We start from the raw sequence: 22,091 nt of genomic DNA, 5'->3' as shown, positions 1-22,091 counted from the left end.
GAGACATATGCGGACAACAGCACAATTTTTCAAAGCCTTATCCGAGGAGCCCCGCTTGCGGATTCTGGCCCTACTCTTGGGCGGCGAGCTCTGTGTTTGTGACCTAATGGCCGTACTCGAATTGCCGCAATCCACGATCTCCCGGCACCTTGCCTATCTGCGCAACACAGGCTGGGTCGAAGGCAGACGTGTCGGGGTCTGGATGTATTACCGGCTCGCGGAGATGCCGACCCCGCTTGCCAAGGAACTGGTCGAGTTACTCGGCAAGAGATTGACCGAGCTACCGGACACGCAGCAGGACTACGCAACCCTCGAGGACTTCCGACGCACCAAGAAAAAATGTGCCTGATTTTTTTTGCCGCGCTCATCCGCCTAGTTGGCAATTGACACAGGAGGCTCGCCGTGCCAAACACCGAAAAAAAATTGAGTTTTCTCGACCAGTACCTCACCCTCTGGATCTTTCTGGCCATGTTCATCGGGGTGATGGCTGGCTATCTCTATCCGCCGGTCACCAAGATCATCAACTCCTTTCAGGTCGGCACCACCAACATCCCCATCGCCATCGGCCTGATCCTCATGATGTACCCACCCCTGGCCAAGGTGCGCTATGAAAAGCTGCACGAGGTTTTCCGCAATTTCAGGGTGCTGGCCCTTTCCCTAGTGCAGAACTGGATCCTCGGCCCACTCCTCATGTTTTTCCTGGCCATTACTTTTCTTTCCGGCCACCACGAATATATGGTGGGACTCATCCTCATCGGCCTGGCCCGCTGCATTGCCATGGTCATTGTTTGGAACGATCTGGCCAGCGGCGACACCGAGTACTGCGCCGGGCTGGTGGCCTTCAACTCCATCTTCCAGGTGCTCTTCTTCTCTGTCTATGCCTGGTTTTTCATCTCCGTGCTTCCTGGCTGGTTGGGGCTGACCGGCGCGGTGGTGGACATCTCTATGGGCCAGATCGCCGAGTCGGTCTTCATCTACCTCGGCATCCCCTTTATCGCCGGGATGCTGACCCGCTTCATCGGGGTGAAGCTCAAAGGCGAAAAATGGTGCCAGGAAAAACTCATCCCCAGGATCAGCCCCTTCACCCTAGTTTTCCTGCTCTTCACCATCATGGTGATGTTTTCCCTCAAGGGCGAATACATCGTGCAGCTGCCCTTTGACGTGATCCGCATCGCCATCCCGCTCACCATCTACTTTCTGGTCATGTTCCTGGTCTCCTTTTTCATGTCCATAAAGGTGGGGGCCACCTACGAGCAGTCCGCCACCCTCTCCTTCACCGCCGCCTCCAACAACTTCGAGCTGGCCATCGCCGTGGCCATCGCCGTGTTCGGCATCAACTCCGGCGTGGCCTTTGCCGCCGTAATCGGACCGCTGGTGGAGGTACCGGTGCTCATCGGGCTGGTCAACGTGGCGCTCTGGTTTAGAAAAAAATACTTCCCCTTTACCAAGGAAACACTGGCCGGGGTCTGCCATGTTTCCTGCAAACCATGAGGCCATCACCTGCCAGGACTAACGGAATAAATTTAACGGAGTAAAATCATGGAAATGGACATTGATATAAAAATCCTGGGGCCAGGCTGCAAAAAATGTATCCAGGTCGCGGACATTGTCCGGCAGGTGATTGAAGAACATGGCCTCCCGGCACAGATTGAAGAAATTTCAAGCGTGGACAAGATTGCGGAATTCGGGGTGTTATCCACGCCTGCCGTGGTTATCGGCGGAGATGTGAAATGTTCGGGCCGGGTGCCGGAGCCCCATGAGATTCTCCAATGGCTAAAAAAATATCAGGGAACACCGGAATAATCTTCCGGCAATAGGGAACTACACCATGCAGCCTGTCACCCCCGACAACATGCACAATCCAACCGAAAACCCGCAACCCGCTTCGCCGCTTACCGCCTCGGCAATAGGCAAAGTCCTGGTCGCCCTTGCCGGAATTGGCCTCTGGTTTGCCCTGTATGGGCAACTGCACAGCCTGGCCGAATATCTTGCCTTTTCCCTGCTCGGCCTGGAACCTGGCAGCCGGCTGGGCGAGGCTATGCTTTTCTTTTTCTACGACACACCAAAGGTACTGATGCTGCTCACCCTGATTGTTTACGGGGTCGGGGTGCTCCGTTCCTTCTTCACCCCGGAACGCACCCGGAAAATTCTGGCCGGCAAACGCGAATCCGTGGGCAACGTGCTTGCCGCCTTGCTCGGCATCGTCACTCCCTTTTGCTCCTGCTCGGCAGTACCCCTGTTCATCGGTTTTGTGACGGCAGGCGTCCCTCTGGGAGTGACCTTCTCCTTTTTGATCTCAGCCCCCATGGTCAACGAAATCGCCCTGGTGCTTCTTTACGGTTTGCTGGGTTGGAAGGTGGCGGCGCTCTATCTTGGGACCGGCCTTGTGATCGCCATTCTCGCCGGTTGGACCATCGGCCGCCTGGGGATGGAAGAGCACATCGAGGATTGGGTGCGGGAGATGCACGTCAATGCCTCTGACATCCCGGATCAAAGGCTGACCTGGGCGGAACGGTTCGGACAAGGAAAGACAGCAGTGCGGGAAATCGTAGGCAAGGTCTGGATCTATGTGGTGGTAGGAATCGCAGTGGGCGCCGGAATCCACGGCTATGTGCCCGAAGGCTTCATGGCCTCGATCATGGGCAAGGGTGCCTGGTGGTCGGTGCCGATGGCGGTGCTGATTGGCATCCCCATGTATTCCAACGCAGCCGGTATCGTGCCGGTGGTGGAGGCCCTGCTCGGCAAGGGGGCGGCGCTGGGTACGGTGCTCGCCTTCATGATGGCCGTCATCGCCCTGTCGCTTCCGGAAATGGTCATTCTTCGGAAGGTGCTCAAACCGCGCCTCATCGCGGTGTTTATCGGCGTGGTGGGTACCGGCATCATGCTGGTGGGCTATCTCTTCAACATTATCATCTGATACGGAGGACAATTGTGGAAATCAAGGTACTGGGACCAGGATGTACGAAGTGCGCGGAGGCTGAAAAACTCATGCGGGCCGTGGTCGAAGAGGCTGGTGTTGCCGCCACCATCGAGAAAATCAGCGATTTTCAGCAGATTGCCAAGTTCGGGGTTTTTTCCACCCCGGCGGTGGTCATCGACGGCCAGATCAAATGCGTCGGCAAGGTGCCATCCAAAGCCGAAGCCCTGGGTTGGATCAAGCAATGAGGCAGATCAGCACCAGACAGCCAACAGGGCCGCCGGGTGTGATTGTGTTGCGCCGATCCCTTGGACGGACCAGAGTAAGCGTGCGCGGCCCAGCCATTACGCATCACCACAAGGAGGGATGAAATGTTCAAAAAAATTCTGGTTTGCGTCGATCCTTACCCCCCGGACAACAACCTCATCTCTTATGCCGTTTTCCTGAAAAAACTGGGGGCGGAGGAGGCTATCCTGGCTCACGTTATCGTGGACGCGCCTCCTGGACTTGACGAAATGCTGATCAACCAGGCACGTCCAGAGCTGGAGCGGCAGAAAAAAATTCTCGAAGAGGCGGGGTTCAAGACCTCCATTGAAATCCCGGCTGGGATTCCAGCTCGCGCCCTCAATGACCTTGCCGAAAGAAAGGACGTATCCGTCATTATCATCAGCACGCATGGCAGGGGGCTGATCGAATCCATGATATTGGCCAGCAGCCCGCTGGGCAACGTGTCCGCAAAGCTGCTGCATACCACAAGAAGACCGCTGCTCCTCATCCCCGGCACGTTGCCGGCCTTGGAAGCTGGACGGGAACTGCCGGACCTTTTCTCCCATATCCTCTATCCCACCGATTTTTCCGATACGGCGGAGATTGCTTTTGCCTATCTTGAAACCGTGGTCCGTGCCACAAACTGTCCGGCAACCCTGCTGCATGTCCAGGACCGGTCCCGGCCAGCGCCGCATCTCAGCCATCGCCTCAAGGAGCTGCAAAACCTTGACGGACTCCGCCTGCAACGGCTGCAAGTCTGGCTGAAAGGTCTAGGAACGTCGGATGTGCGCATCGACCTCGCCCAAGGAAGCCCGGAGGTTGAAATTATAAAGAGGGCCAAAGCCGAGGGCTGTTCCCTGATCCTGATGGGAACCCAAGGCAAGAGCATCACCCGAGAAATTCTGCTGGGCAGCGTGGCGCACCATGTCGCCCGGCATGCCGCACAGCCGGTTCTCTTTATTCCGGCTCTTCCGTAAGCAGATACTGGTAGTGGAGATGTTACAGATGTTGAGATTCCTCACCAAAGAAGGGAGGGCGCTGTGCTACTGAAGGGATGGACAAAAGAAATCACCAGGGCCGCATGTCGACCCGAGGCGCAGACCGTACATTGCATTGCCAAGCTGGAACAAGACATCGGAGAAGTGATTCCCTATTTAAACGCAGTGCTGGGAGGTTATATCTATGTCAAGGAGCCACCTTCTGTAGCTTTCCGTAGTCAGGGCAAACTGATCTCTGTACATGATGACCATATCGCCATCAACGCCTTGCAGGATGCCGAAGAGGCCGAAAAAATCCTTCAATGGCTGCAACAGGAAATCAACAACACCTGGGAGAGAAGGGCTGAGCTCACCCCCAGTTTCCAGGCTGCGCCGCGACCGCAGGTCATAGCGATTCTGCGACTATTGCCCAAAACGAATTGCCAAAAATGTGGCCAGCCGACCTGCATTGTGTTCGCCTCCATGGCGGCAGAGGGCGGCAAGAGCGCGGAACATTGCCCAGCTCTGTCTTCTGAAGCGAGGAAACCGCTCTCCGCCTACCTGGACCGTTTTCATTTTGATGAGTAATTGCGCCGACTCCGGTAAGTGTTTCCATAAAAATAACAAGGGGAGACCTCATGAGAAAAAACCGCTTCTGTCTCGTAGTCGTGTTGCTTGCTGCCTTCACCACCTCGCTGGCCTTTGCGGGGGAAGCACGCCTGGTACAACTTGACAACCTCATGATCAAGGACAGCAAAACCGGGCTCATCTGGCAACTCGACAAAAGCCCGGAACAATTCGACACAAAGGAAAAGGCGGCCCAGTATGCCAGCAGCCTAGACCTGGGCGGCTACCATGACTGGCGTCTGCCGACCCTTGAGGAACGCTGGGATCTGTTGCGAGTCTTTGTTCTCAAAAATAATGGCGGCATCGAGTTCCCAAAATTCGACAACAAATACTGGACGCTGGAGACACACAAAGGAACACAACCGATCAAGCTCGATATCTCTTGCATGTGCCGGGGCGATCAGGAGATCGAATACAAGAATGCCGGCTATGTGCGGGCGGTGCGAGGACCGCAGGCGGGCAACCAATAATGTTATGGAACATTTCACAATATCTTAATAATTTTCAAAAAGGATCTTCACCATGGCAACACCGTCAAAAGCAGCATTGGGAATTCTGGTTCTTTCTCTTGGCTGTTCCTCCATGTCGTATGCGCTCACCCCTGAAGAAGCGAAGACTGTGCAAAAAGTCGCCGTTGAATTTCTCACCTCTACCCCGGAAAGCACTTTTCTGATTGCTCCCGACGCTGTTTATGAGCGCATCCAAGCGAACGCCAAAGATTATGTTCTGGTGGATGTCCGATCTGCCAAGGATTTCCAAGCCGGGCATATCCCCACGGCGATAAATATTCCTTATCGTGACATTGCCAATGCACAAAACCTTGCCAAGCTTCCCCGCGACAAGGAAATCATCCTCTACTGCAATTCCGGTCATGAATCGACCAAGGTTCTCTCTATTCTCAAAATGCTCGGCTACAACGCTTATGGAATGAAATGGGGAATGATGGCCTGGAATGTCGTCCCCGCTACCGGAGCGACGCTCAAGGCCCTCGCCATAGGGACTGCTGGAAGCTACCCTCTGGAGAAATAGCACGGTGATCGCTCAGGGAATACGATCTGAGACAAAGAAAATTCGTTGCGGGTGATTTTCCATGGCGCATAACCACGACCACGATGGGCACGATCACGCTCCTGCCGACTTCAGCAGGGCCTTTGCCATCGGCACGGCGCTGAACCTGATCTTTGTCCTGGTGGAGGGGGGCTACGGTTTCATGGCCAATTCCCTGGCGCTGATGGCCGACGCCGGGCATAACCTGAGCGACGTCATGACCCTGCTCTTGGCCTGGGGCGGCATGGCCTTGGCCAAGCGCAGGGCCACAGCCCGGCACACCTATGGTTTCAAAAAGGGCACCATCTTGGTCTCCCTGGGAAGCGCACTGTTTTTGTATGCCGCCATCGGGGTCATCCTCTGGGAGGCGGTGGGCCGACTGCGCCATCCTGCCGAGGTAAACGGCATGGCCGTCACCGTGGTCGCCGCCATCGGGGTGGTGATCAACACCGCCACCGCGCTGCTCTTCATCTCGGGCCGGAAGAATGATCTCAACATCAAGGGGGCCTTCCTGCACATGACGGCCGATGCCGCAGTCTCGGCCGGAGTGGTAGTGGCCGGATTCGCCATCATGGCCACAGGCTGGAACTGGCTTGACCCGCTGATTTCCATAGGCATCGCTATTGTGGTCCTTATTGCCGGCTGGAGGTTGCTCAAGGATTCGCTCCATCTCACCATGGCTGGGGTCCCCGAGCATATCGAGGCGGAGGCGGTGCTCGACTATCTCACCGAGCTGCCGGGGGTGCAATGCGTCCACGATCTACACATCTGGGCGGCCAGTACCACGGAAACCGTACTCACCGCCCATTTGATCATGCCAAAGGGCGGCGGTGATGATTTTCTCCACCAGACCGCCGAACACCTGCGCCACGATTTTGCGATCCACCACACCACCCTACAGATAGAAGTGGAGGATGGGGAGGGCATCTGTCATATCAACAACAAAGATCAGGGTTGCTGCTGGCCCGGAAAGGCGGCAACGTCCGGTGCTGTTCAATCCCAACACCCTTGATCACCCACAGGAGGCGACCGATGAAAACACCATCCGTACCCGCAGCCTTTCTTGCCTTGACGCTATTTCTCGTGCTGCCAGCCACGTCCAACGCCGACAAGTTTGACGAATATCTGGCGGGCTTCACCTACCAGGAACGCAAGGATATGAAGATCGAAAGCAAGGAGTTGGTCGAGCTGCTCAAGAAAGGCGAAGTCCAGCTCATCGACATCCGCTTCCCTGAGGAGGTCGCCGCCTGGCGGATGGGTTTTGCCAAAAACATCCCGCTCAACGAATTGCCGGTCCGGCTGGGCGAGCTGGACAAGAACAAGCTCATCGTCACCGCCTGCCCCCATAACGATCGCTCACATATAGCCAGAATGTTTCTCACCACAAAAGGATACCGGGTCAGGTACCTACATGACGGACTGATCGGGCTTGCCGAACTGCTCCGGGGCGACGCAGCCAGGGATTTCATTGCCCCGGTACAGTAGATGCTTTGCAATAGCTCCTCTTCGCAAGGGAGCATCCCATACAACATCAAGGAGAACACATGAAAACAATTGTCCGATTTGCATTGTTGCTGGTCGCATTGGTAGTCCTACACACCTCCACCGGCACGGCGGCAAGCACATCCGCGCCGGTGCCGATTCCCGACACGGTGACCATGGTTGATCTCGGAGCCACGGCCTGCATCCCCTGCAAGATGATGGCGCCCATCATCGAGGAGTTGGAAGCAGAGTACCGGGGCAAGGCGGCAATCATCTTTATCGATGTCTGGAAGAATCCGGACGAGGGCAAGAAATTCAAGGTGAGCATGATCCCCACTCAGATTTTTTTCGACCGCGCAGGCAATGAGGTATACCGCCACAGCGGCTTCATGGATAAGAAGACCATTGTCGCCCAGCTTGCCCAGATGGGCGTTGCCCAGCCCGCTGGTGGGAGCGGCAAGTAATGGATGCTCTTTTCCTCCAAGTCAATGAATGGATGGGCGCGGGCCTCGCCCTGGCAGCACTGGGCTGTTTTCTCTGGGGCATGATCAGCGTCTTGCTTAGCCCCTGCCACTTGGCCTCCATCCCTTTGGTGGTGGCCTATGTGGGCGGACAGGAACAACTGGTCAAGGGTAGGCAGGCCGTACACTACGCGGTGCTGTTCAGTGTCGGCCTTTTTCTGACCATCGTCCTGGTGGGGGTGATCTGCGCCCTGCTCGGCAGAATGTTGGGTGACGTGGGGCCATACTGGACCATGGCCGTGGGGTTGATCCTGCTCTGGGTGGCCGTTGACATGCTGGGTATTGCCAAGTGCTCCGTACCAAGCGGGCTCATGGCAAAATTAAAGGTCCGGGGGGCGTGGGGCGCCTTTGTCCTCGGGCTGGCCTATGGCGTTCTTTCCGGCTCCTGCACCTTCGGTTTTATCGCCCCCATCCTGGCGATCATCACGGTGCAACAGCAAGTGCTGACCGGAGTCTTGTTTATCCTCCTTTTTGCCATCGGCCACTGCCTGCCCATTGCCGTGGCCGGCAGCTCAACCGCCACGGTGAAACGACTGCTGGCCAGTTCCTCCTTCAGTCAAGCAAGCCCCTGGTTCCGCAAGGGGGCCGGGGTGCTAATCGCCGGGCTTGGGGTCTATTTTCTGATCAGGCCGTTCGTCTGAACGGAAGCCGAATCATTCGGGCCATCAACACCACACAGGGAGGAAAGATATGGATGCCCAGGAATTCGCTCTCAACCTGGCACAGAGCGGCCTGAGAAATGTGGCGACGTATCTCGCCGCCCATGTCCTGCTCTGCCTCGTTCCAGCCTTCTGTATCGCCGGCTGTATGGCCGCGCTCATTCCCAAGGGCACGGTAACCCGCCTCCTTGGCCGCAATACGCCCCGGCTCCTTTCCTATCCAGCCGCCATCCTGGCAGCCTCGGTACTTTCGGTCTGTTCCTGTACCATCGTGCCGCTCTTCGCCGGCATCTACAAAAAAGGCGCTGGGCTGGGGCCGGCCATCACCTTTCTCTTCTTCGCTCCGGCTGCGAATATTTTGGCCCTGATCTACACTGGCAGTGTCATTGGCGTGGACCTCGCCTTGGCCCGTTTCTTCCTGTCGCTCTCATTTGGCGTCGGCATCGGTATGATCATGGCGCTTCTCTTCCGGCGAGAAGATATCGCGCACGATACGATGACAGACACACTTTTTACCGGGCAAGGCCAATTAAGCCGACCTGTGCTTTTTTTCCTGCTGACCTTGGTAGCGCTTCTTCTGGCTGGAGTACTCAAAATCGACCTGCTGACCAAGAGCTACGGACAGTTACTTGTGCCAATTTCGGGCATGGATCATTTTCAGGAGATCCTCTTTTCCCTGGTGCCATTCGATGCCAGTAAAGGCGAGGAGGGGGTAACGGCCCAAGGCGCAATCCTCATCGTCCTGCTCATGGCTATTGCCCTTCCTGCCTGGAAGGGCCTAGAAAACATCATCGAAGGATTCAACGGCTGGGCTTGGGCCACACTCGGACTTGCCGCGCTCACTCTGCTTACCGCATCGGTGGGGATGACTCCGCAGCCCTTTGGCCTTGTCATCAATCTCACCGGCAAAAGCTTTGGCGTAGCGTTCAGCCTGGCACTACTCACCTACCTGGCCAGTCGCCACCTTGAAGAACGGGAGGTACATGCTTGGTTGTGGGAGACATGGAAGTTCGTCAAGCAGATATTCCCTCTGCTCATTGTTGGTGTCTTTCTGGTGGGGGTCATCCGGCAATTCATCCGGCCGACCTGGATTCAATATCTAGCGGGCGGCAACACCATCCTCGGCAATCTCGCCGGGGTTGTTTTCGGCGTGTTCATGTATTTCCCCACCCTAGTAGAGGTCCCCATCGCCCACATGTTCCTCGGTCTGGGGATGCACCGTGGACCACTGCTCGCCTACCTCATGGCCGATCCCGAATTGAGTCTGCAGAGCATCCTCATCACCTCCACCATCATCGGCCGCTTGAAAACATGGACTTATGTGGGCTGGGTGGCGCTGTTCAGCACATTGGCGGGGTTGCTCTACGGCACCTGGATAGATGGCATGAGCCTCTGGTTGATTTCGTTATACCTGTGCCTTTTTCTGGCTGGTCTTGCGCTTGTGCTGCACTTGGTGAGCCGACGCAGTCTGTCGCCATCGCCTGTTCCATGAAAAATTACCCTAAAATTTATCGAGGAGGCAATCATGTTGACAATAAAAATTCTTGGGCCAGGATGCGGCAATTGTAAAAAAATAGAGAGCGTTGCCCGTGAGGCGATTTCTGATCTAGGGCTAGAAGTGGAATTCGTCAAGGTGAGCGATTACGCCGAAATCCTAGCCTATGATGTTCTCGCCACCCCCGCTTTGGTAATAAACGAAAAGCTGGTATGCGCCGGACGTATCCCGACCCGTGCCGAAGTTAAGGACTGGCTGACTGATTGACCACCTCACACCACGATATTAAGCATAGATTTAGTTGTCTATACCTTGCTACATTCTTAACGGGAGAAAATGTATGTTGGAGCAAAAGAAAACCACCACGGAAAATTCCAGTTGCTGAGCTCCCGAAGAAAATACTGGCGGTCGCCAGGAAAAAGAGTCCGGTTTTTTATCAAAGTTGTCGGAAAAATTGTTAAAATCCGACAAAATTCAATCCCCGCCAATTGCCCCTTCAGATAAGCCTGACCTCGAAAGTAAACGGCAGACCGAACATTGCATGGTCTGTGGAGAAGCACTTCAATATCAGGACAAATCAACCGAGGTTTCCTGCAGTTATTGCAAGAGATCAGACTCTGGTCATATTGTCTGCCCAAACGGTCATTATTGTCACAACCAAGACGCCATGCGGGTAATCGAAGATATTATGTTTACCACGAAATCGATTGACCCCCACGAGATTGCCGAATTAGCCTTTAGTTTTTCAGGTCTTCCCATGCTCGGTTGCCAACACGCCTATATTGCCGGGGGTGCGCTCATGGCCGCTTTAAAAAACAAGGGCACAGCACACGTCACCGACGACGACATCAAGGAAGTGTTTAAACGTACTCGAAAACAGGCACATGGTGGATATTGCGGTCTAACCGGAGTGTGCGGCATTGTTCCGGCCTTAGGCGCCTGTATCAGTGTGCTTACTGGTGCCCAATGCGGCAAAGACAGCGAGCAGCGTACCACCATGGAGGCCGTAACCAGGGTAACAAGGGTGATAACCGATTTGACCGGACCTAGCTGTTGCAAGGCATATACGCGGGCCTCGCTTAAGGCTGCGGTGGAATTTCTTGAAGAACACTTTGCGATCAGTTTGCCGTGTGGAGGTAAGTCGGCCTGCCAATTCAGCCCAAAACATCCCCACGGTTGTCGGGAAATGAACTGCCCATATTTCGGAGTGAAAAAGAATTGATGTGGTCCGCTATGGACTGGATGATGATCTGCTCAGCTGCGATGGTTTGAGATCAAAATATGTGGTGGATTTGAAGCAACGCAAAAACGGGCTGCCGATCTCTCGACAGCTCGTTTTTGCGTTACCCTTTCAGAAAACCGCTGGCTATACCTTCACCAACTTCACCTTGGTGTCATAGAACGAAACGCTCCCGCCCACCTTATCGATCATGCAGGTGTTTTTGAGATGCGGGTCCACCCACATGGCGGCATTGGCGTTGATGCCCATCGCGCGGCGCGGATCGCCCTTGATCACCTTGCCGTCGATGGTCTGATCCACAGCGCCGGTGGCCCAGTGGCCCTGGCCGTGAAGAAAGGTAATGATACCGGGCCGGATGGTTTCCGTGACCTGCACCTTACCGACCATCGGCTTCTTTGTGCCATTTTTCAGGTTCCAGCTCCCTTCCGTGTTGGTGGCCGAAACAACCTTGACTGTATCCCCGGTTTTGAGGCCCAAACGTTTGGCATCGCTGGCATGGATGACGATGCCATTCTCTCCCGTGGAGTCGTTCAGGTACTGCTGGGTGATGGTGCGGGACTTGGTCATTCGCACATCCTTCTGGGTGATCATGTGCAGGTCGTAGCCCTTGGACTGCTCGGTGGGCGGCCGATCCAGGCAATCGACAATGGGCATGTACTTGGCCATGCCCAGATAGTGCTTACCGGTGAAGGCGTCCTTGCACTTGGCAGTTTTTTCCTGATAGAGGTTGATGTACTTGCCCCACTTGTTGGCCACCTGGTCGCCCTTGTAGCTGTTCTCCTGGGTTTCGAAGCGGCCGCCCCGGTTCAGCACATGCACGACCTTAGCGAAACTCGTCCCGGCAATGGCCTTCCAGCGATCCAGGTCAAAGACGTTTTTGGGCAGATGCCTGCGGGACTTGGCAAACAACTCGATCTCCGCCGCTGAAGCGTCGGCCACAGGCTCCTTGCCGTCTGTAGCCACATTGGCCACCATGCGGATGTAGAAATCGTCGGGCCGGGTCAGGGGCTGGCCTTCGCCAAAGCCTTTGGGGCCGAAGCCCGGCAGGCCCAATTTCTCGGCCAGGGCCAGCCAAACCGCCTCATAGGAGATGGGCTGCTGCTCGCCAAATACGGTGACGATCTCGTTGGGCGATGGGATAACCGGCTGGCGGATGGGCTGCACCTTAACCGGCATGTTGGGGTGCGAGCCCTGCATCTCCCAGCGCTCCAGATAGTGGAGATCCGGGAAGATGTAGTCGGCATATACGGTGGTCACACCAATGGTGATATCCGAGGCAAAGTAGAGCGGAATGCGCTCCAGATTGACCAATGCCTCGATCTGGGTGTGCCCGGCGGGCAAAGAATAGGTGGGCGCCCCCATGTAGGAAAAAAGCGCCTTGATCGGATACGGGTAGGCATCGGCGCAGGAGGGGATGATCTCTTCGTACACATCCGAAGAGAGCGGCCACCAATTGCGCTTGGCCGGGTATTTCGTCGCGTCGAAGATCGTGGACTCTTCATACTTAGCATCGTGACGGATGATGGATAGGCCAAAGGCCTTGGGGCTCTTCGGGGTGATCTTCTTGAAATTGAAAGGCTGCGCCTCGGTCTTGGTCCCGTCTGTGTTGAAGGTGGAGGCCACGATCATGCCGCCCTTCCAATCGAAGTTGCCGATCAGCAGATTCAGGGCATACAGGGCCGAGATGTTGTAAAAGCCATTGGTGTGCTGAGCCGGGCCGCGATGCATGTCCACACAGGCCTTCTTGCCGTAGCTGGTAAACTCCTTGGCCACCTCCTCGATCACCTTGGCCTCGATGCCGCAGAGCTTGGCGTACTCGGGGATGGATTTCTCGCGCACCGTGTCGAGCAGCACCTGCAACCCGCTCTTGACCTTGATCTTCTTGCCGTCCTTGCCATCGAGCTCGGCGGTAACAAAGAGATCGCCGACCACGGCCTCCTTCTCGTCGTTGGGGTCAAAAGCCACCGGCTTGCCGCCCTGCATGGCCACCAGATATTCGAAGGTGAATTCCTTATCGTCCTTGTCCTTGCGGGTTTCCTTGTCCTTGAGGCCGATGTCGGAAGCGCGCAGCAGACTTGCGGGATTGCCCTCCTTATCGAGCTTTATCAGCCAGGCGGCATTGCACCAGGTGGTCTCCTTACCAGCCGTGGCTGCTGCCTTGTTGGCGTTGCCCAGGTATTTGGCGTCGAACCGCTTGTTTTCCAAAATCCAGCGGGCCACTCCGTTGGCAAAGGCGGCATCGGTGCCGGGCAGCACCGGCACCCAGCGGTTGGCCTTGCTGGCCAGTTTGGAAAAACGGGGGTCCAGAACGGTGATTTTGAGCTTGCCGTCGGCCAACCGCTGGGTGATGCGCGGACTGCGGTTGGACGGACCGTAGTTGGCGTCAAAGAGATTGGCCCCGACAAACATGATGTACTCGGAGTTCTCCTGATCGGCCTGCCAGTAAAATTTCTGGCCGTCCTTGAAGGTGTCGCCCACGTACTGCTCGCTCAAGGCCTTGGAGGCGAAATAGAGCGAGCCCTGACAGACCGTGGTGTGGCCGTGGGTATTGGCCGTGCCGAACTGCTCGGTGAAGCGCTTGGCAAAATCGGCACGCCCGCCCTTTTTGCGGCCCCACATGTAGACAAACTGGTTGTTCTTGGGGCCGAAGTCCGGGTGGTCCGGGTCGATGAGCTTGTCGAGATTTGCCGCGTGCTTGGTCTTGAACTCGGCGATGGCAGCCAGCTTCTCTTCCGGGGTTTTCTTCTTGCGCAGGGCCGCGACATCCTTGCCCATCTCCTCGTAGACCTTGGCGTCCTTGAGAGCGAAGATATCTTTCAGGCCCGCAACCTGGCGGTTTTCCTCGCCTGGCACCTGTTTAAAAAGCAGACCGCCACCCACGATCTCGCTGATCGCCTGGTCAAAGGGAATCGCCTGCCACTTGCCCTCGCCCCGCTTGCCCGCCCGTTTCAGCACCCGGCTGATCCGGTAAGGATCGTAAGCGCCCTGATGCCCGGCCTGGCCCTTGGGGCAGATACCGCTGTCCAGCTTGGCGGCGTAGTGCAGATCTTCCTTCATGGGCAGATGGGGGGTGAGGGTGAAGGGATTGTACGGGTTGCCGTCGATCTTCACCGCCACCCCGTCCAGCACCTTGACCTTGATGCCGCAGCCGGTGTTGCAGTTGAGGCACACAGTGTACAGGGTGTTTTCGGCCTTCATCAGCTCGTAGGCCTCGGCCGCGGTGAGTTCCCCGGCCTCGACCCGTGCGATCAGCATATGGGCGAAATCCAGCTGGCTGGCGGCCAGGGCCGCGCAACCGGCCAGGGCCGTCTTTTGCAGAAAATCCCGCCGGGAAAGGCCGGACTGTTCTTCCTTAGTTTTCTTCAAATTATTCATAACTCCTCCAGAGAGAGATAGTTTCACACGGGGTCGGATTAGCGGTACAAGGTTTCCAGCTTGTCGTTGGACACATAGTAGACCCTGGGGGCCGTGCCCTTGCCCGCCTTGAGGATCTGCACCTTGTTGGCCTTTTTCACCTGGGCGATCAGGCTCTTGGGGTCGTTCTCGTCGCCGAAATACCCGGCCCGGCCCACACAGGTGGTGATGCACTGGGGGAGCATGCCGTTTTGCAGCCTATGCACGCAGAAATGGCATTTGCGGGCATTGCCGATGGGCTGGTTCTTGCCGGAGCGCGGCCATTGCTTGCCGTATTCAAAGGAGGGCATGGTCTCGTATTTCTGGATGGCCGGAGTGCCTTCGCCGTGGAACTTGCCCGCATCCATGGTCCGTGCGCCATAGGGACAGGCCGGGACGCACTTGCCGCAGCCGATGCACTTGGCATAGTCGATGGGCACGGTGCCCGCAGCAACGCCCTTGGTTTCCTTCCAGGTCGCTTCGCCCTTGGCGGGGCAGGCGTCCACGCATGGGGGCTTGTCGCACTGCATGCAAGGCCGGGGCAGAAAGGTGCGGGAGACCTTGGGGTACTTGCCCTGCTCGTATTCATACACCGGGCGGTAGTGCATCTTAGGGGGCAGCTTGTTTTCGGAAACGCAGGCAATGGTGCAGGCATGGCAGCCCACGCATTTGCGCAGGTCGATAAGCATGGCCCACCGCCGCTCTTCGGGCTTTCTTTGCAGCGCCTGTGCCAGCTCTTCGTGCATGGTAACGAGAATGTCGTTCATGGCTTCTCCTTATGGGATTATTTCGTATGGCACTTGGCGCAGTTACCCTTGACCGAAAAGGCCTTGGCGCCGTTATGGCAGGCGCCGCAGGATGCTCCGCTCTGCATGGCCTTCATGGTCACGGCCTTATGCTGTTTGCTGGTGGTAAAGAGCTTGGGATGACAGGCCTGGCAGGCCTGTTCCAACCCGGCCACATGGAATTCGTGGCTGAAAACCACGGTGCCGCCCTTGTTCTGCAAGGTGACCTCGCCGCCGCCAACGGCGGCCATTGCAGGCAGGGCCGTAATCGCCAGCAATGCCAGGATCATCAAAATCTTTCTCATAATCGTTCTCCTTTGGTGGTTGCGTGGGTATCTTGGACCAAGGGTACTGCTGTGTCGTTTGTTTTCCATTAAGATTGCTATATTTTTTGGGTCATAAGGCCGCCCTTCCCGTGGGAGGAGGCAGGACGGCCTTACCCCGCTTCAGGAGGAGGTCAAATTCTTTAATACCTTTCTCTTTTCTCCGTGATGTTGCTAACTTTCAAGGCAGGGGGATGGAATTATGGCGTAACGGCAACACGTTCTCTTTCAATGGCAAGACCCGCCCGGACAACCCCGCCATGGATAACCTTGGTGAAGATCCCTTCCTTGGGCATGATGCAATCGCCGGTGGCCTTCTTGATGGCGCAGCCTTCGTTGTGACATTCCTTGCCGATCTGGGTGACTTCCAGCACCACTTGGCCGTCAATGACCAGGCAGTCGCCGATGGCAAGCGCGGTCAGCTCCAAACCCCAGCAGACGATGTTCTCAGCGAACACCCCGTGCTTCAGGTGGGGCATCTTTTTCTTTACCGCATCGATGCTTTCCCCGGCCAGCAGCGACACCTGCCGATGCCAGATCCCGGCATGGGCGTCCCCGGTGATTCCCCAGTTTTCCTCCAAGAAAATCTCGGGCACCTCTTTTTTCACCATGCCTTTTTTTTCGCTGATGCAGACCGCTTCGACCACTCCCATGTGCATCTCTCTTGTGATTTGGTGGAATTATAACAGACCCTATGACCATGGGCCGGGGACACAAAAAAAACGAAAACACATCCGATTACAGATCAGGATAGGGGAAGCGAAGGAGGAAAACAAGCGGGGGTTTTTTGATTTCTTTGTAGGGATTTTCCTGACAGGCGTCTGCCGGAAACGGCTCAGCCAGCAGAGCACTTCTGACGCGAAACAAACTCCACCAATTCGGCCCTGGTCTCAAGGCCAAGCTTGGCCATGGCCCTGGAGCGATACGTGGCCACGGTTTTCTCACTGAGGAAATACTGCTCAGCAATCTCTCTGCTCGTGAACCCCATGGCCACCGCGAGCATGACCTGCTGCTCCCGTTTGCTGAGCGAGAGCCAAAGCATCTCATCGGGGGAGGCTGCCCCCTTGTCCTGCTCGGCCAGGATATCCGGCATCATGGCGGGATGGATATACATCTGCCCCCGCATCACCGAACGGATGGCATAGAGCAGATCGACATCCAGACATTTCTTGAGAATAAAGCCCTTGGCGCCCTTGGCCACGGCTTCTTTAAGATACTGATGGTCCTCATGCATGGTCAGCATGAGGACGCGGGTCTGAAGCGCCAGGCGCAAGATCTCCGGCAGGAGCAGAAGCCCGCTGGTTCCGGGCAGAGAGATATCGAGGAGCACGATGTCCGGCTGTAGCTCCTTGACCAGAGCCAGGGCCTTGGGCCCCGAATCGGCAGTGCCCGCCACCACCATGTCCGGTTCGGCATTGAGCAGCAGACTCAGGCCGGAGAGGAGCACCGGATGATCATCAACCACCAGAATCCGAATCATTTCATTGTTCATGGCAGACTCCCGCCTTGACAGGCATTTCAAAAACCAGCATGGCACCCTCGCCTGGACTGCTTTCAATCCGGAAAGTCCCTTGCAGCAACTGGGTCCGCTCCCGCATGCCCAGCACCCCTAGCTTGGTCTTGGCGTCAACCAGTTCCGGCGCAAAACCAACCCCGTTGTCCTCGATCACGCCCCGAATTTTCTCCCCGCGCCATTCCAGGAGTACGCTCAGCTCGGCGGCCTTTGCATGCCGCGCCACATTGGAGAGGGCTTCCTGAATAATCCTGTAGATGCAGGTTTCCGTGCAGGCATCCGCCCTTTTCTCGGCAAAACCGATAATCGTCAGCTCCACCGGTATCCCCTGGCGAGTGATAAAACCACGAACCAGCATCTCCACCGCTGGTACCAGGCCGAGATCGTCCAGCACGCTGGGCCGCAACGCCACCGCCAGCTCATGGATCGCCTCCATCTCCTCGGTTATGGCCTTTCGCAACCTCCCGATACTATGGCCGGTCTCGGTCTCGTTTTTCGCGTTTTCCAGCATCTTGAGATCAACCATGACCGAGGCCAGGGCCTGGCCGGTCTGGTCGTGGAGCTCGCGGGCGATGCGTTTTCTTTCGCTTTCCTGCCCGGCCATGACCCGGTGCAGGAAATCCCGCTGGAGATGTTCCTTTTCCAAGCGGGCCTTATCTGCACTGGCAAGAGAAAGCACCATGGCGTTGAAGCCCTCCATGAGTTTTCCCAGTTCATCCTGGCTTTCAGTCGGGTCCAGGGTCACGGAATAATCCCCGCGCCGCACGGCCCGGGTGGCTTCGAGGAGCCTGCTCACCGGTCTGGTGATAATCCAGGTCAGCCCTAGGGACAAGAGCACCCCGAATATCGCAACCAGCAGGGTGGTCCTGGCAAGGGACCGGGTGATCACCCCGATCTGACGGCGCAAGCTGTCGCCCTTCACCCCGACCACCACCGCTCCTTCGTTGCCGTTGCTGATTCCTACCGTCGCCTCCCATATGTTTCCCTCATTGGTGCGAAGCAATTTCGGGGCGGAGGTTGGCGACGAAAGGCCGGGAGATTTTTCCAGCAGATCGACCGGAAACCCACCCTCAAAGGTATGGGCCACAACCTGCCCTTCGGCATTACGGACAAAGACATAGCGCAAATCGGGACGATTCTGCGTCGTGTTCCTGAGCATTTGGGTCAGGCCGTAGACATCGTTGATCAGCAGATAATCGTGGGACTGATAGGACAGTTCCGTTGCCACGAAGCGGCTCTCTTCCCGGAGAAAGGCGTCGATATTCTCGCTGAGCGCCGCCTGCACCTTATAAATGGTGACCGCGCCAAAAAGAAGGATCAGGGCCAGGGCCAGCCCCAAAATCTTCAGCTTCAGCGGCACGCTGAGCAGGACGGATCTGACCCAGCGCACGGCTTGCCGGAAAAACACTGTCACAGAGGTCAGAGCAACAGTCACGGGTGCCTCTCCTTAGAATCCATAAAGGCTTGGCTCAGGCTCCACGAAGCGTTCCACCCCGAGTTCGGCCAGGGCTTTTTCGCCTTCCGCATCGCGATGCAAACCGAGGAGCAGCTCTTTCAGCAAAGCCTTTTTCTCCGAGGAAATGGTGCGCGGCACCACCACCGGAGGGATGCCAAAATCCTGCGATTCCCAGATAACCCTGGTCCGCCTGAAAATTTCCGGGTTGCGCTTCCCAGCGAATTCATAGACCAGGCTGTCCACCGAAGCGCCATCCGCGATGCCCTCCATCACCGCAGCCATGGAACGGTCATGACTGTAAGTGAAAATCGTCCGGCCAAAAAAGGTTTCAGGCTGCTTCCCCAGCCCATGCAGCAGCGAGAGGGGGTAGAGGTAGCCGGTGTTGGAAAGCGGATCAGTAAAAGCGAACACCTTGCCGCGCAGGTCTCCAAATTCCCGGACCGGAGAAGCGGCAGGCACAATGATAAAGGCACGGTAGGTGGTCTTGCCGTTGATCTGCGGGACAACCAGCAGCGAGATCGCCCCGTTCCGAGCGCCTTCGACATAGGCCCCGGTGCAGATGAAGCCGAGGTCCACCACATTTCTGGCCAGCAGATCGTTCAACTCCTGATAAGTTTTGCGCTGCACCAGGATTGCCGATTTGCCCATCTTGCGGCCCAGGTAGTCGATGAGCGGCTGGTAGGAAAGCGCCGTGCCCTGAGGAGAAAGGATGGCTCCCACGCCGATCCGCAGCGCTTGCGAATCAGGCTCGGATTGCCAGGTCGGGAGCTGCTGGAGCTTGTCCAGACGAACTAGGCGCTCCTGCCCCGAGTTTTCCTGCGGCTTGGCCTCGCAGCCGACCAGCAGAAGAACAAAAAGTCCCAGATACATGACTCTGCGCCAGCCAGAGTCTCGGAAAATTTTCGTCCGCACAATCATGTCTACATGTATCCAGGTGAATTTACGATTACATTACTCCAAAAATAACATGATGTGGCCGGTGCCTGCTGGGTTATCAGGAGAAGCAACCAACGGGGAGTCATTTCCTCAAGATTGCAGGGAAGGTTCCAAATCGTAGGATTGTTTAACAACAGAACCAAACAAAATTCCTATTGATTTTCATGCAGCAAGATTTGCCATGCCAGACTGAACGATTCTCCCTGGAATACCTCGTCCGAGGTTAAATCGTCAAGCCTGGAAAGAAGCATTTCCGGTTTCGGTAGGATTATCTAGGGACCTTTGCCACAAATTTCCCGGTGGTAGGTTTACCATGGCATCTGGCCAAGCAAAATACCGAGCCACCCTCAAGAAGCTATAGATAGTACCTCCCCATCTTTTATCACATTTTTTTGTTAGCCCAGGCTAAGGACCGCTTTAGGCTGAGACATTAGCCTAGCCTACGCCTAAGAGCTTAGACCGTTCCCACGTGACGGCCCAAGCTCTGCTAAGGATAAAACCACACAAAAACAACAAGATATTTCCATAAAATCTGTTAAAATAGAAAAATATCCACACTGGTGACAAATATGCAAACGACTGAAAACGAGAAATTCATCCACCACAGCGACACGATGCCGTTCGTCCGGATCTCCGAATTGCCGGTTGAAGAGCGCAAGTCTTTCCTGGCTTGGCTCAGAGGCCAGTGTTGCCCACTGCCTGACGGAGAAGTCGAAGGCAATTGTGCCTATGTACACGACTACAAAATGTGGTTGCAGCTTGACCGGCCCAATGGTCTTGCTGAGGAAACAGCCCGAGATGCTGCATTGCGTGGTGAAAAGAAAAAATGATCCTCTCCAAAGACGAAAAATACAAGCGCGTTTTGGCCTTCGGGGATATCCACGGCTGCGCTCAGCAACTCCACGGTCTGCTTATGGCCGTGCAGCCTACTAAGGACGATCTGATCGTCACACTGGGCGACTACATCGACCGCGGCCCTGACTCCAGAGCTGTCATCGACACCCTTATCACCCTGCATCAAAACTTTGATACAGTCTCTTTAAGAGGCAACCATGACTCGATGTTGCTCATGTGCCTTAATGGTACCACCACCAAAGAGTATTACCCCGTCACCCCGGAATGCGACGAGGAAGCCCGGGAAATGTGGGAAATCGTGACTAGACAAAGACCGGCTCTGCTCTGGCATGGCAACCAGGGCATGGCAACCCTGCGCTCTTACTGCCAGCCTTATTCCGATCAAGAGATACGCTTGGGCGATATTGATGTAAATATCCGCCACGCCAGCCCTTTGATTTACCAGAAACTCCTGCGGAATCTCATGACCGAGATCATTCCCCAAGAGCATATCGATTTCTTGCTAAACACCTGCATCGATGCTTGCGAGACAAACGATTTCATCTTTGTACACGGAGGTCTATGCTCGGATCTTCCCCTGGCCGAGCAATCTCTTTTTTCGCTCCACTGGCTGCGGTTTGAAAAAAGTTGGAAACCGTATATCTCGGGTAAGAAAGTGATCTGCGGCCATACACCCCAGCGGGATTTGCTGGTGCATGATCTCGACCATGCCGCCTGCCTCGATACCGGCGTCTATATGGCCAAGGGCTTCCTCTCCTGCATGGACGTGATGAGCGGCCAGTGCTGGCAGATCGACGACGACCTGCAGTTGGTCAGGCAACCGGTTGTCCACTACGGTGACGATGGGAAGATCCCCTTTATCCGAATTTCCGAGCTGCCGGATGGCGACCGACAAGCGTTTGGGCGCTGGCTCATAGGCCACGGCGCCCCCTTACTAGAGGGAGAAAAAAAAGACAACTGCGCTTGGCCCAACGACTACAGACACTGGTGGTGGCAGCGATGAGCGTTATACTGTACCCAAGCCCCGACAACATGCCATGCTTTGTCCGGATATCCGAACTGCCAAGCGAAGAGCGAGAGTCCTTCAAGAAATGGCTCCGCCGCCTCCCTCTGATTCCCGGGGAACGGCCCGGCGACTGTGCCTTGTTCACCGACTACGAGCAGTGGTGGGATAATTGGGAGGAACCATGACCTCCCATCAAGAGATTGATCAGCGCAGCCTGGCGCTGCACCGGTTGATCACCGAGAAGATCCGGCAAGATCCACGCCTGTTCGAGAACATGAAAAAAACGCTTACCCGTTGGCGCAAAATTGTAAGTGTTAATTCGCAGCCGTACCTTGAGGAATGGCAGCGGCTTGTGGATCTGGGAATAGTGGAATGCCTTGCCGTGGCCACGGAGGACTCAGAACAAGCAACTGCGATGCGACAGGCCTCACCGTTCTGTGGGATTTTAACCGAGGATGAACACCGGGAGTTCTTACTGGAGTGGACCCGGGCTGGAGGCGCCAGTGAACAAGAGATCAAGGAACTGCGTCATAAGATGATCGAGGCCAACGAGTTGCTTGAACGTCTCAACTATTTTGAGAAATAATGCGCC

The 22,091-nt window shown here is 56.1% G+C and carries 26 protein-coding genes and 1 pseudogene; 20 read left to right on the top strand and 7 right to left on the bottom strand.

Annotated elements, in window-relative coordinates:
• Positions 1 to 7: 7 nt before the first annotated feature.
• The 16 genes and pseudogenes from ACZ46D_RS11750 to ACZ46D_RS11675 all read left to right on the top strand — a co-directional run.
• Complete coding sequence (locus ACZ46D_RS11750; protein WP_464927624.1) at positions 8 to 349, top strand: ArsR/SmtB family transcription factor; 342 nt, start codon at positions 8 to 10, stop codon at positions 347 to 349.
• A 53-nt stretch (positions 350 to 402) separates the two neighbouring features.
• A complete protein-coding gene (gene arsB, locus ACZ46D_RS11745) occupies positions 403 to 1,491 on the top strand; it encodes an ACR3 family arsenite efflux transporter (RefSeq protein ID WP_464927623.1) in 1,089 nt (362 codons plus the stop codon).
• A 48-nt stretch (positions 1,492 to 1,539) separates the two neighbouring features.
• A complete protein-coding gene (locus tag ACZ46D_RS11740) occupies positions 1,540 to 1,803 on the top strand; it encodes a thioredoxin family protein (RefSeq protein ID WP_464927622.1) in 264 nt (87 codons plus the stop codon).
• Between the two features lie 25 nt (positions 1,804 to 1,828).
• Positions 1,829 to 2,917, top strand: a complete 1,089-nt coding sequence (locus tag ACZ46D_RS11735; RefSeq protein ID WP_464927621.1) for a permease — start codon at positions 1,829 to 1,831, stop codon at positions 2,915 to 2,917.
• 14 nt (positions 2,918 to 2,931) lie between these two features.
• Positions 2,932 to 3,165, top strand: a complete 234-nt coding sequence (locus tag ACZ46D_RS11730) for a thioredoxin family protein (protein ID WP_464927620.1) — start codon at positions 2,932 to 2,934, stop codon at positions 3,163 to 3,165.
• 123 nt (positions 3,166 to 3,288) lie between these two features.
• On the top strand, positions 3,289 to 4,161 hold the full coding sequence (locus tag ACZ46D_RS11725; RefSeq protein ID WP_464927619.1) for a universal stress protein: 873 nt from the start codon (positions 3,289 to 3,291) through the stop codon (positions 4,159 to 4,161).
• 63 nt (positions 4,162 to 4,224) lie between these two features.
• Positions 4,225 to 4,749, top strand: coding sequence for a (Fe-S)-binding protein (locus tag ACZ46D_RS11720; RefSeq protein ID WP_464927618.1), 525 nt, complete (start codon positions 4,225 to 4,227; stop codon positions 4,747 to 4,749).
• 50 nt (positions 4,750 to 4,799) lie between these two features.
• Positions 4,800 to 5,258: an Lcl domain-containing protein gene (locus ACZ46D_RS11715; RefSeq protein ID WP_464927617.1), complete on the top strand. Its 459-nt coding sequence runs from the start codon at positions 4,800 to 4,802 to the stop codon at positions 5,256 to 5,258.
• A 52-nt stretch (positions 5,259 to 5,310) separates the two neighbouring features.
• Positions 5,311 to 5,817, top strand: coding sequence for a rhodanese-like domain-containing protein (locus ACZ46D_RS11710; RefSeq protein WP_464927616.1), 507 nt, complete (start codon positions 5,311 to 5,313; stop codon positions 5,815 to 5,817).
• A gap of 61 nt (positions 5,818 to 5,878) precedes the next feature.
• Positions 5,879 to 6,847, top strand: a complete 969-nt coding sequence (locus ACZ46D_RS11705; protein ID WP_464927615.1) for a cation diffusion facilitator family transporter — start codon at positions 5,879 to 5,881, stop codon at positions 6,845 to 6,847.
• A gap of 20 nt (positions 6,848 to 6,867) precedes the next feature.
• Positions 6,868 to 7,320 carry a rhodanese-like domain-containing protein gene (locus ACZ46D_RS11700; RefSeq protein WP_464927614.1) on the top strand — a complete coding sequence of 151 codons (453 nt, stop codon included), beginning with the start codon at positions 6,868 to 6,870 and terminating at the stop codon, positions 7,318 to 7,320.
• Positions 7,321 to 7,379: 59 nt separating this feature from the next.
• On the top strand, positions 7,380 to 7,781 hold the full coding sequence (locus tag ACZ46D_RS11695; protein WP_464927613.1) for a thioredoxin family protein: 402 nt from the start codon (positions 7,380 to 7,382) through the stop codon (positions 7,779 to 7,781).
• Positions 7,781 to 8,479, top strand: a complete 699-nt coding sequence (locus ACZ46D_RS11690) for a cytochrome c biogenesis CcdA family protein (RefSeq protein WP_464927612.1) — start codon at positions 7,781 to 7,783, stop codon at positions 8,477 to 8,479. The genes ACZ46D_RS11695 and ACZ46D_RS11690 overlap by 1 nt, the downstream gene beginning before the upstream one ends.
• A 49-nt stretch (positions 8,480 to 8,528) precedes the next feature.
• Positions 8,529 to 9,989 (top strand): permease, encoded by a 1,461-nt coding sequence (locus ACZ46D_RS11685; RefSeq protein ID WP_464927611.1) that lies wholly within the window; start codon positions 8,529 to 8,531, stop codon positions 9,987 to 9,989.
• A gap of 33 nt (positions 9,990 to 10,022) precedes the next feature.
• Positions 10,023 to 10,259: a thioredoxin family protein gene (locus tag ACZ46D_RS11680; protein ID WP_464927610.1), complete on the top strand. Its 237-nt coding sequence runs from the start codon at positions 10,023 to 10,025 to the stop codon at positions 10,257 to 10,259.
• Between the two features lie 253 nt (positions 10,260 to 10,512).
• Positions 10,513 to 11,196: pseudogene (locus tag ACZ46D_RS11675) on the top strand (DUF5714 domain-containing protein); the annotation flags it as partial.
• 162 nt (positions 11,197 to 11,358) lie between these two features.
• Here ACZ46D_RS11675 and ACZ46D_RS11670 read toward each other — a convergent pair.
• The 7 genes from ACZ46D_RS11670 to ACZ46D_RS11640 form a co-directional block, all read right to left on the bottom strand.
• Complete coding sequence (locus tag ACZ46D_RS11670) at positions 11,359 to 14,607, bottom strand: molybdopterin-dependent oxidoreductase (RefSeq protein WP_464927609.1); 3,249 nt, start codon at positions 14,605 to 14,607, stop codon at positions 11,359 to 11,361.
• A 38-nt stretch (positions 14,608 to 14,645) separates the two neighbouring features.
• A complete protein-coding gene (locus ACZ46D_RS11665) occupies positions 14,646 to 15,392 on the bottom strand; it encodes a 4Fe-4S dicluster domain-containing protein (protein ID WP_464927608.1) in 747 nt (248 codons plus the stop codon).
• A gap of 17 nt (positions 15,393 to 15,409) precedes the next feature.
• Positions 15,410 to 15,715, bottom strand: a complete 306-nt coding sequence (locus ACZ46D_RS11660) for a cytochrome c3 family protein (protein WP_464927607.1) — start codon at positions 15,713 to 15,715, stop codon at positions 15,410 to 15,412.
• A 218-nt stretch (positions 15,716 to 15,933) separates the two neighbouring features.
• Positions 15,934 to 16,386 (bottom strand): MOSC domain-containing protein, encoded by a 453-nt coding sequence (locus tag ACZ46D_RS11655; protein ID WP_464927606.1) that lies wholly within the window; start codon positions 16,384 to 16,386, stop codon positions 15,934 to 15,936.
• A gap of 182 nt (positions 16,387 to 16,568) precedes the next feature.
• Positions 16,569 to 17,225 carry a response regulator gene (locus ACZ46D_RS11650; protein WP_464927605.1) on the bottom strand — a complete coding sequence of 219 codons (657 nt, stop codon included), beginning with the start codon at positions 17,223 to 17,225 and terminating at the stop codon, positions 16,569 to 16,571.
• A complete protein-coding gene (locus ACZ46D_RS11645) occupies positions 17,215 to 18,681 on the bottom strand; it encodes a sensor histidine kinase (protein WP_464927604.1) in 1,467 nt (488 codons plus the stop codon). The genes ACZ46D_RS11650 and ACZ46D_RS11645 overlap by 11 nt, the downstream gene beginning before the upstream one ends.
• A gap of 12 nt (positions 18,682 to 18,693) precedes the next feature.
• Positions 18,694 to 19,572 carry a substrate-binding domain-containing protein gene (locus ACZ46D_RS11640; RefSeq protein ID WP_464927603.1) on the bottom strand — a complete coding sequence of 293 codons (879 nt, stop codon included), beginning with the start codon at positions 19,570 to 19,572 and terminating at the stop codon, positions 18,694 to 18,696.
• A gap of 635 nt (positions 19,573 to 20,207) precedes the next feature.
• Here ACZ46D_RS11640 and ACZ46D_RS11635 point away from each other — a divergent pair.
• From ACZ46D_RS11635 to ACZ46D_RS11620, 4 genes are read left to right on the top strand one after another with little or no spacing between them, the layout of a single operon-like run.
• A complete protein-coding gene (locus ACZ46D_RS11635) occupies positions 20,208 to 20,468 on the top strand; it encodes a hypothetical protein (RefSeq protein ID WP_464927602.1) in 261 nt (86 codons plus the stop codon).
• Positions 20,465 to 21,496: a metallophosphoesterase family protein gene (locus ACZ46D_RS11630; protein WP_464927601.1), complete on the top strand. Its 1,032-nt coding sequence runs from the start codon at positions 20,465 to 20,467 to the stop codon at positions 21,494 to 21,496. The genes ACZ46D_RS11635 and ACZ46D_RS11630 overlap by 4 nt, the downstream gene beginning before the upstream one ends.
• The gene (locus ACZ46D_RS11625) at positions 21,493 to 21,684 is read left to right on the top strand and encodes a hypothetical protein (RefSeq protein WP_464927600.1); all 192 of its coding nucleotides are present in this window, start codon (positions 21,493 to 21,495) and stop codon (positions 21,682 to 21,684) included. The genes ACZ46D_RS11630 and ACZ46D_RS11625 overlap by 4 nt, the downstream gene beginning before the upstream one ends.
• Positions 21,681 to 22,085, top strand: a complete 405-nt coding sequence (locus tag ACZ46D_RS11620) for a hypothetical protein (RefSeq protein WP_464927599.1) — start codon at positions 21,681 to 21,683, stop codon at positions 22,083 to 22,085. The genes ACZ46D_RS11625 and ACZ46D_RS11620 overlap by 4 nt, the downstream gene beginning before the upstream one ends.
• The last annotated feature ends 6 nt before the right edge of the window (positions 22,086 to 22,091 follow it).

Source organism: Thiovibrio sp. Mzg5 (genome assembly GCF_055379285.1).
This window is presented reverse-complemented; position numbering and strand designations above follow the sequence as displayed.

What these genes read in the sequence shown, in the direction of transcription:
- ACZ46D_RS11670 (WP_464927609.1), bottom strand. Translation starts at nt 14,607, where the DNA reads ATGAATAATTTGAAGAAAACTAAGGAAGAACAGTCCGGCCTTTCCCGG.
- ACZ46D_RS11705 (WP_464927615.1), top strand. Translation starts at nt 5,879, where the DNA reads ATGGCGCATAACCACGACCACGATGGGCACGATCACGCTCCTGCCGAC.
- ACZ46D_RS11640 (WP_464927603.1), bottom strand. Translation starts at nt 19,572, where the DNA reads ATGTATCTGGGACTTTTTGTTCTTCTGCTGGTCGGCTGCGAGGCCAAG.
- ACZ46D_RS11665 (WP_464927608.1), bottom strand. Translation starts at nt 15,392, where the DNA reads ATGAACGACATTCTCGTTACCATGCACGAAGAGCTGGCACAGGCGCTG.
- ACZ46D_RS11650 (WP_464927605.1), bottom strand. Translation starts at nt 17,225, where the DNA reads ATGAACAATGAAATGATTCGGATTCTGGTGGTTGATGATCATCCGGTG.
- ACZ46D_RS11625 (WP_464927600.1), top strand. Translation starts at nt 21,493, where the DNA reads ATGAGCGTTATACTGTACCCAAGCCCCGACAACATGCCATGCTTTGTC.
- ACZ46D_RS11680 (WP_464927610.1), top strand. Translation starts at nt 10,023, where the DNA reads ATGTTGACAATAAAAATTCTTGGGCCAGGATGCGGCAATTGTAAAAAA.
- ACZ46D_RS11620 (WP_464927599.1), top strand. Translation starts at nt 21,681, where the DNA reads ATGACCTCCCATCAAGAGATTGATCAGCGCAGCCTGGCGCTGCACCGG.
- ACZ46D_RS11725 (WP_464927619.1), top strand. Translation starts at nt 3,289, where the DNA reads ATGTTCAAAAAAATTCTGGTTTGCGTCGATCCTTACCCCCCGGACAAC.
- ACZ46D_RS11750 (WP_464927624.1), top strand. Translation starts at nt 8, where the DNA reads ATGCGGACAACAGCACAATTTTTCAAAGCCTTATCCGAGGAGCCCCGC.
- ACZ46D_RS11715 (WP_464927617.1), top strand. Translation starts at nt 4,800, where the DNA reads ATGAGAAAAAACCGCTTCTGTCTCGTAGTCGTGTTGCTTGCTGCCTTC.
- ACZ46D_RS11710 (WP_464927616.1), top strand. Translation starts at nt 5,311, where the DNA reads ATGGCAACACCGTCAAAAGCAGCATTGGGAATTCTGGTTCTTTCTCTT.
- ACZ46D_RS11735 (WP_464927621.1), top strand. Translation starts at nt 1,829, where the DNA reads ATGCAGCCTGTCACCCCCGACAACATGCACAATCCAACCGAAAACCCG.
- ACZ46D_RS11695 (WP_464927613.1), top strand. Translation starts at nt 7,380, where the DNA reads ATGAAAACAATTGTCCGATTTGCATTGTTGCTGGTCGCATTGGTAGTC.
- ACZ46D_RS11690 (WP_464927612.1), top strand. Translation starts at nt 7,781, where the DNA reads ATGGATGCTCTTTTCCTCCAAGTCAATGAATGGATGGGCGCGGGCCTC.
- ACZ46D_RS11635 (WP_464927602.1), top strand. Translation starts at nt 20,208, where the DNA reads ATGCAAACGACTGAAAACGAGAAATTCATCCACCACAGCGACACGATG.
- ACZ46D_RS11655 (WP_464927606.1), bottom strand. Translation starts at nt 16,386, where the DNA reads ATGGGAGTGGTCGAAGCGGTCTGCATCAGCGAAAAAAAAGGCATGGTG.
- ACZ46D_RS11700 (WP_464927614.1), top strand. Translation starts at nt 6,868, where the DNA reads ATGAAAACACCATCCGTACCCGCAGCCTTTCTTGCCTTGACGCTATTT.
- ACZ46D_RS11630 (WP_464927601.1), top strand. Translation starts at nt 20,465, where the DNA reads ATGATCCTCTCCAAAGACGAAAAATACAAGCGCGTTTTGGCCTTCGGG.
- ACZ46D_RS11685 (WP_464927611.1), top strand. Translation starts at nt 8,529, where the DNA reads ATGGATGCCCAGGAATTCGCTCTCAACCTGGCACAGAGCGGCCTGAGA.
- ACZ46D_RS11660 (WP_464927607.1), bottom strand. Translation starts at nt 15,715, where the DNA reads ATGAGAAAGATTTTGATGATCCTGGCATTGCTGGCGATTACGGCCCTG.
- ACZ46D_RS11740 (WP_464927622.1), top strand. Translation starts at nt 1,540, where the DNA reads ATGGAAATGGACATTGATATAAAAATCCTGGGGCCAGGCTGCAAAAAA.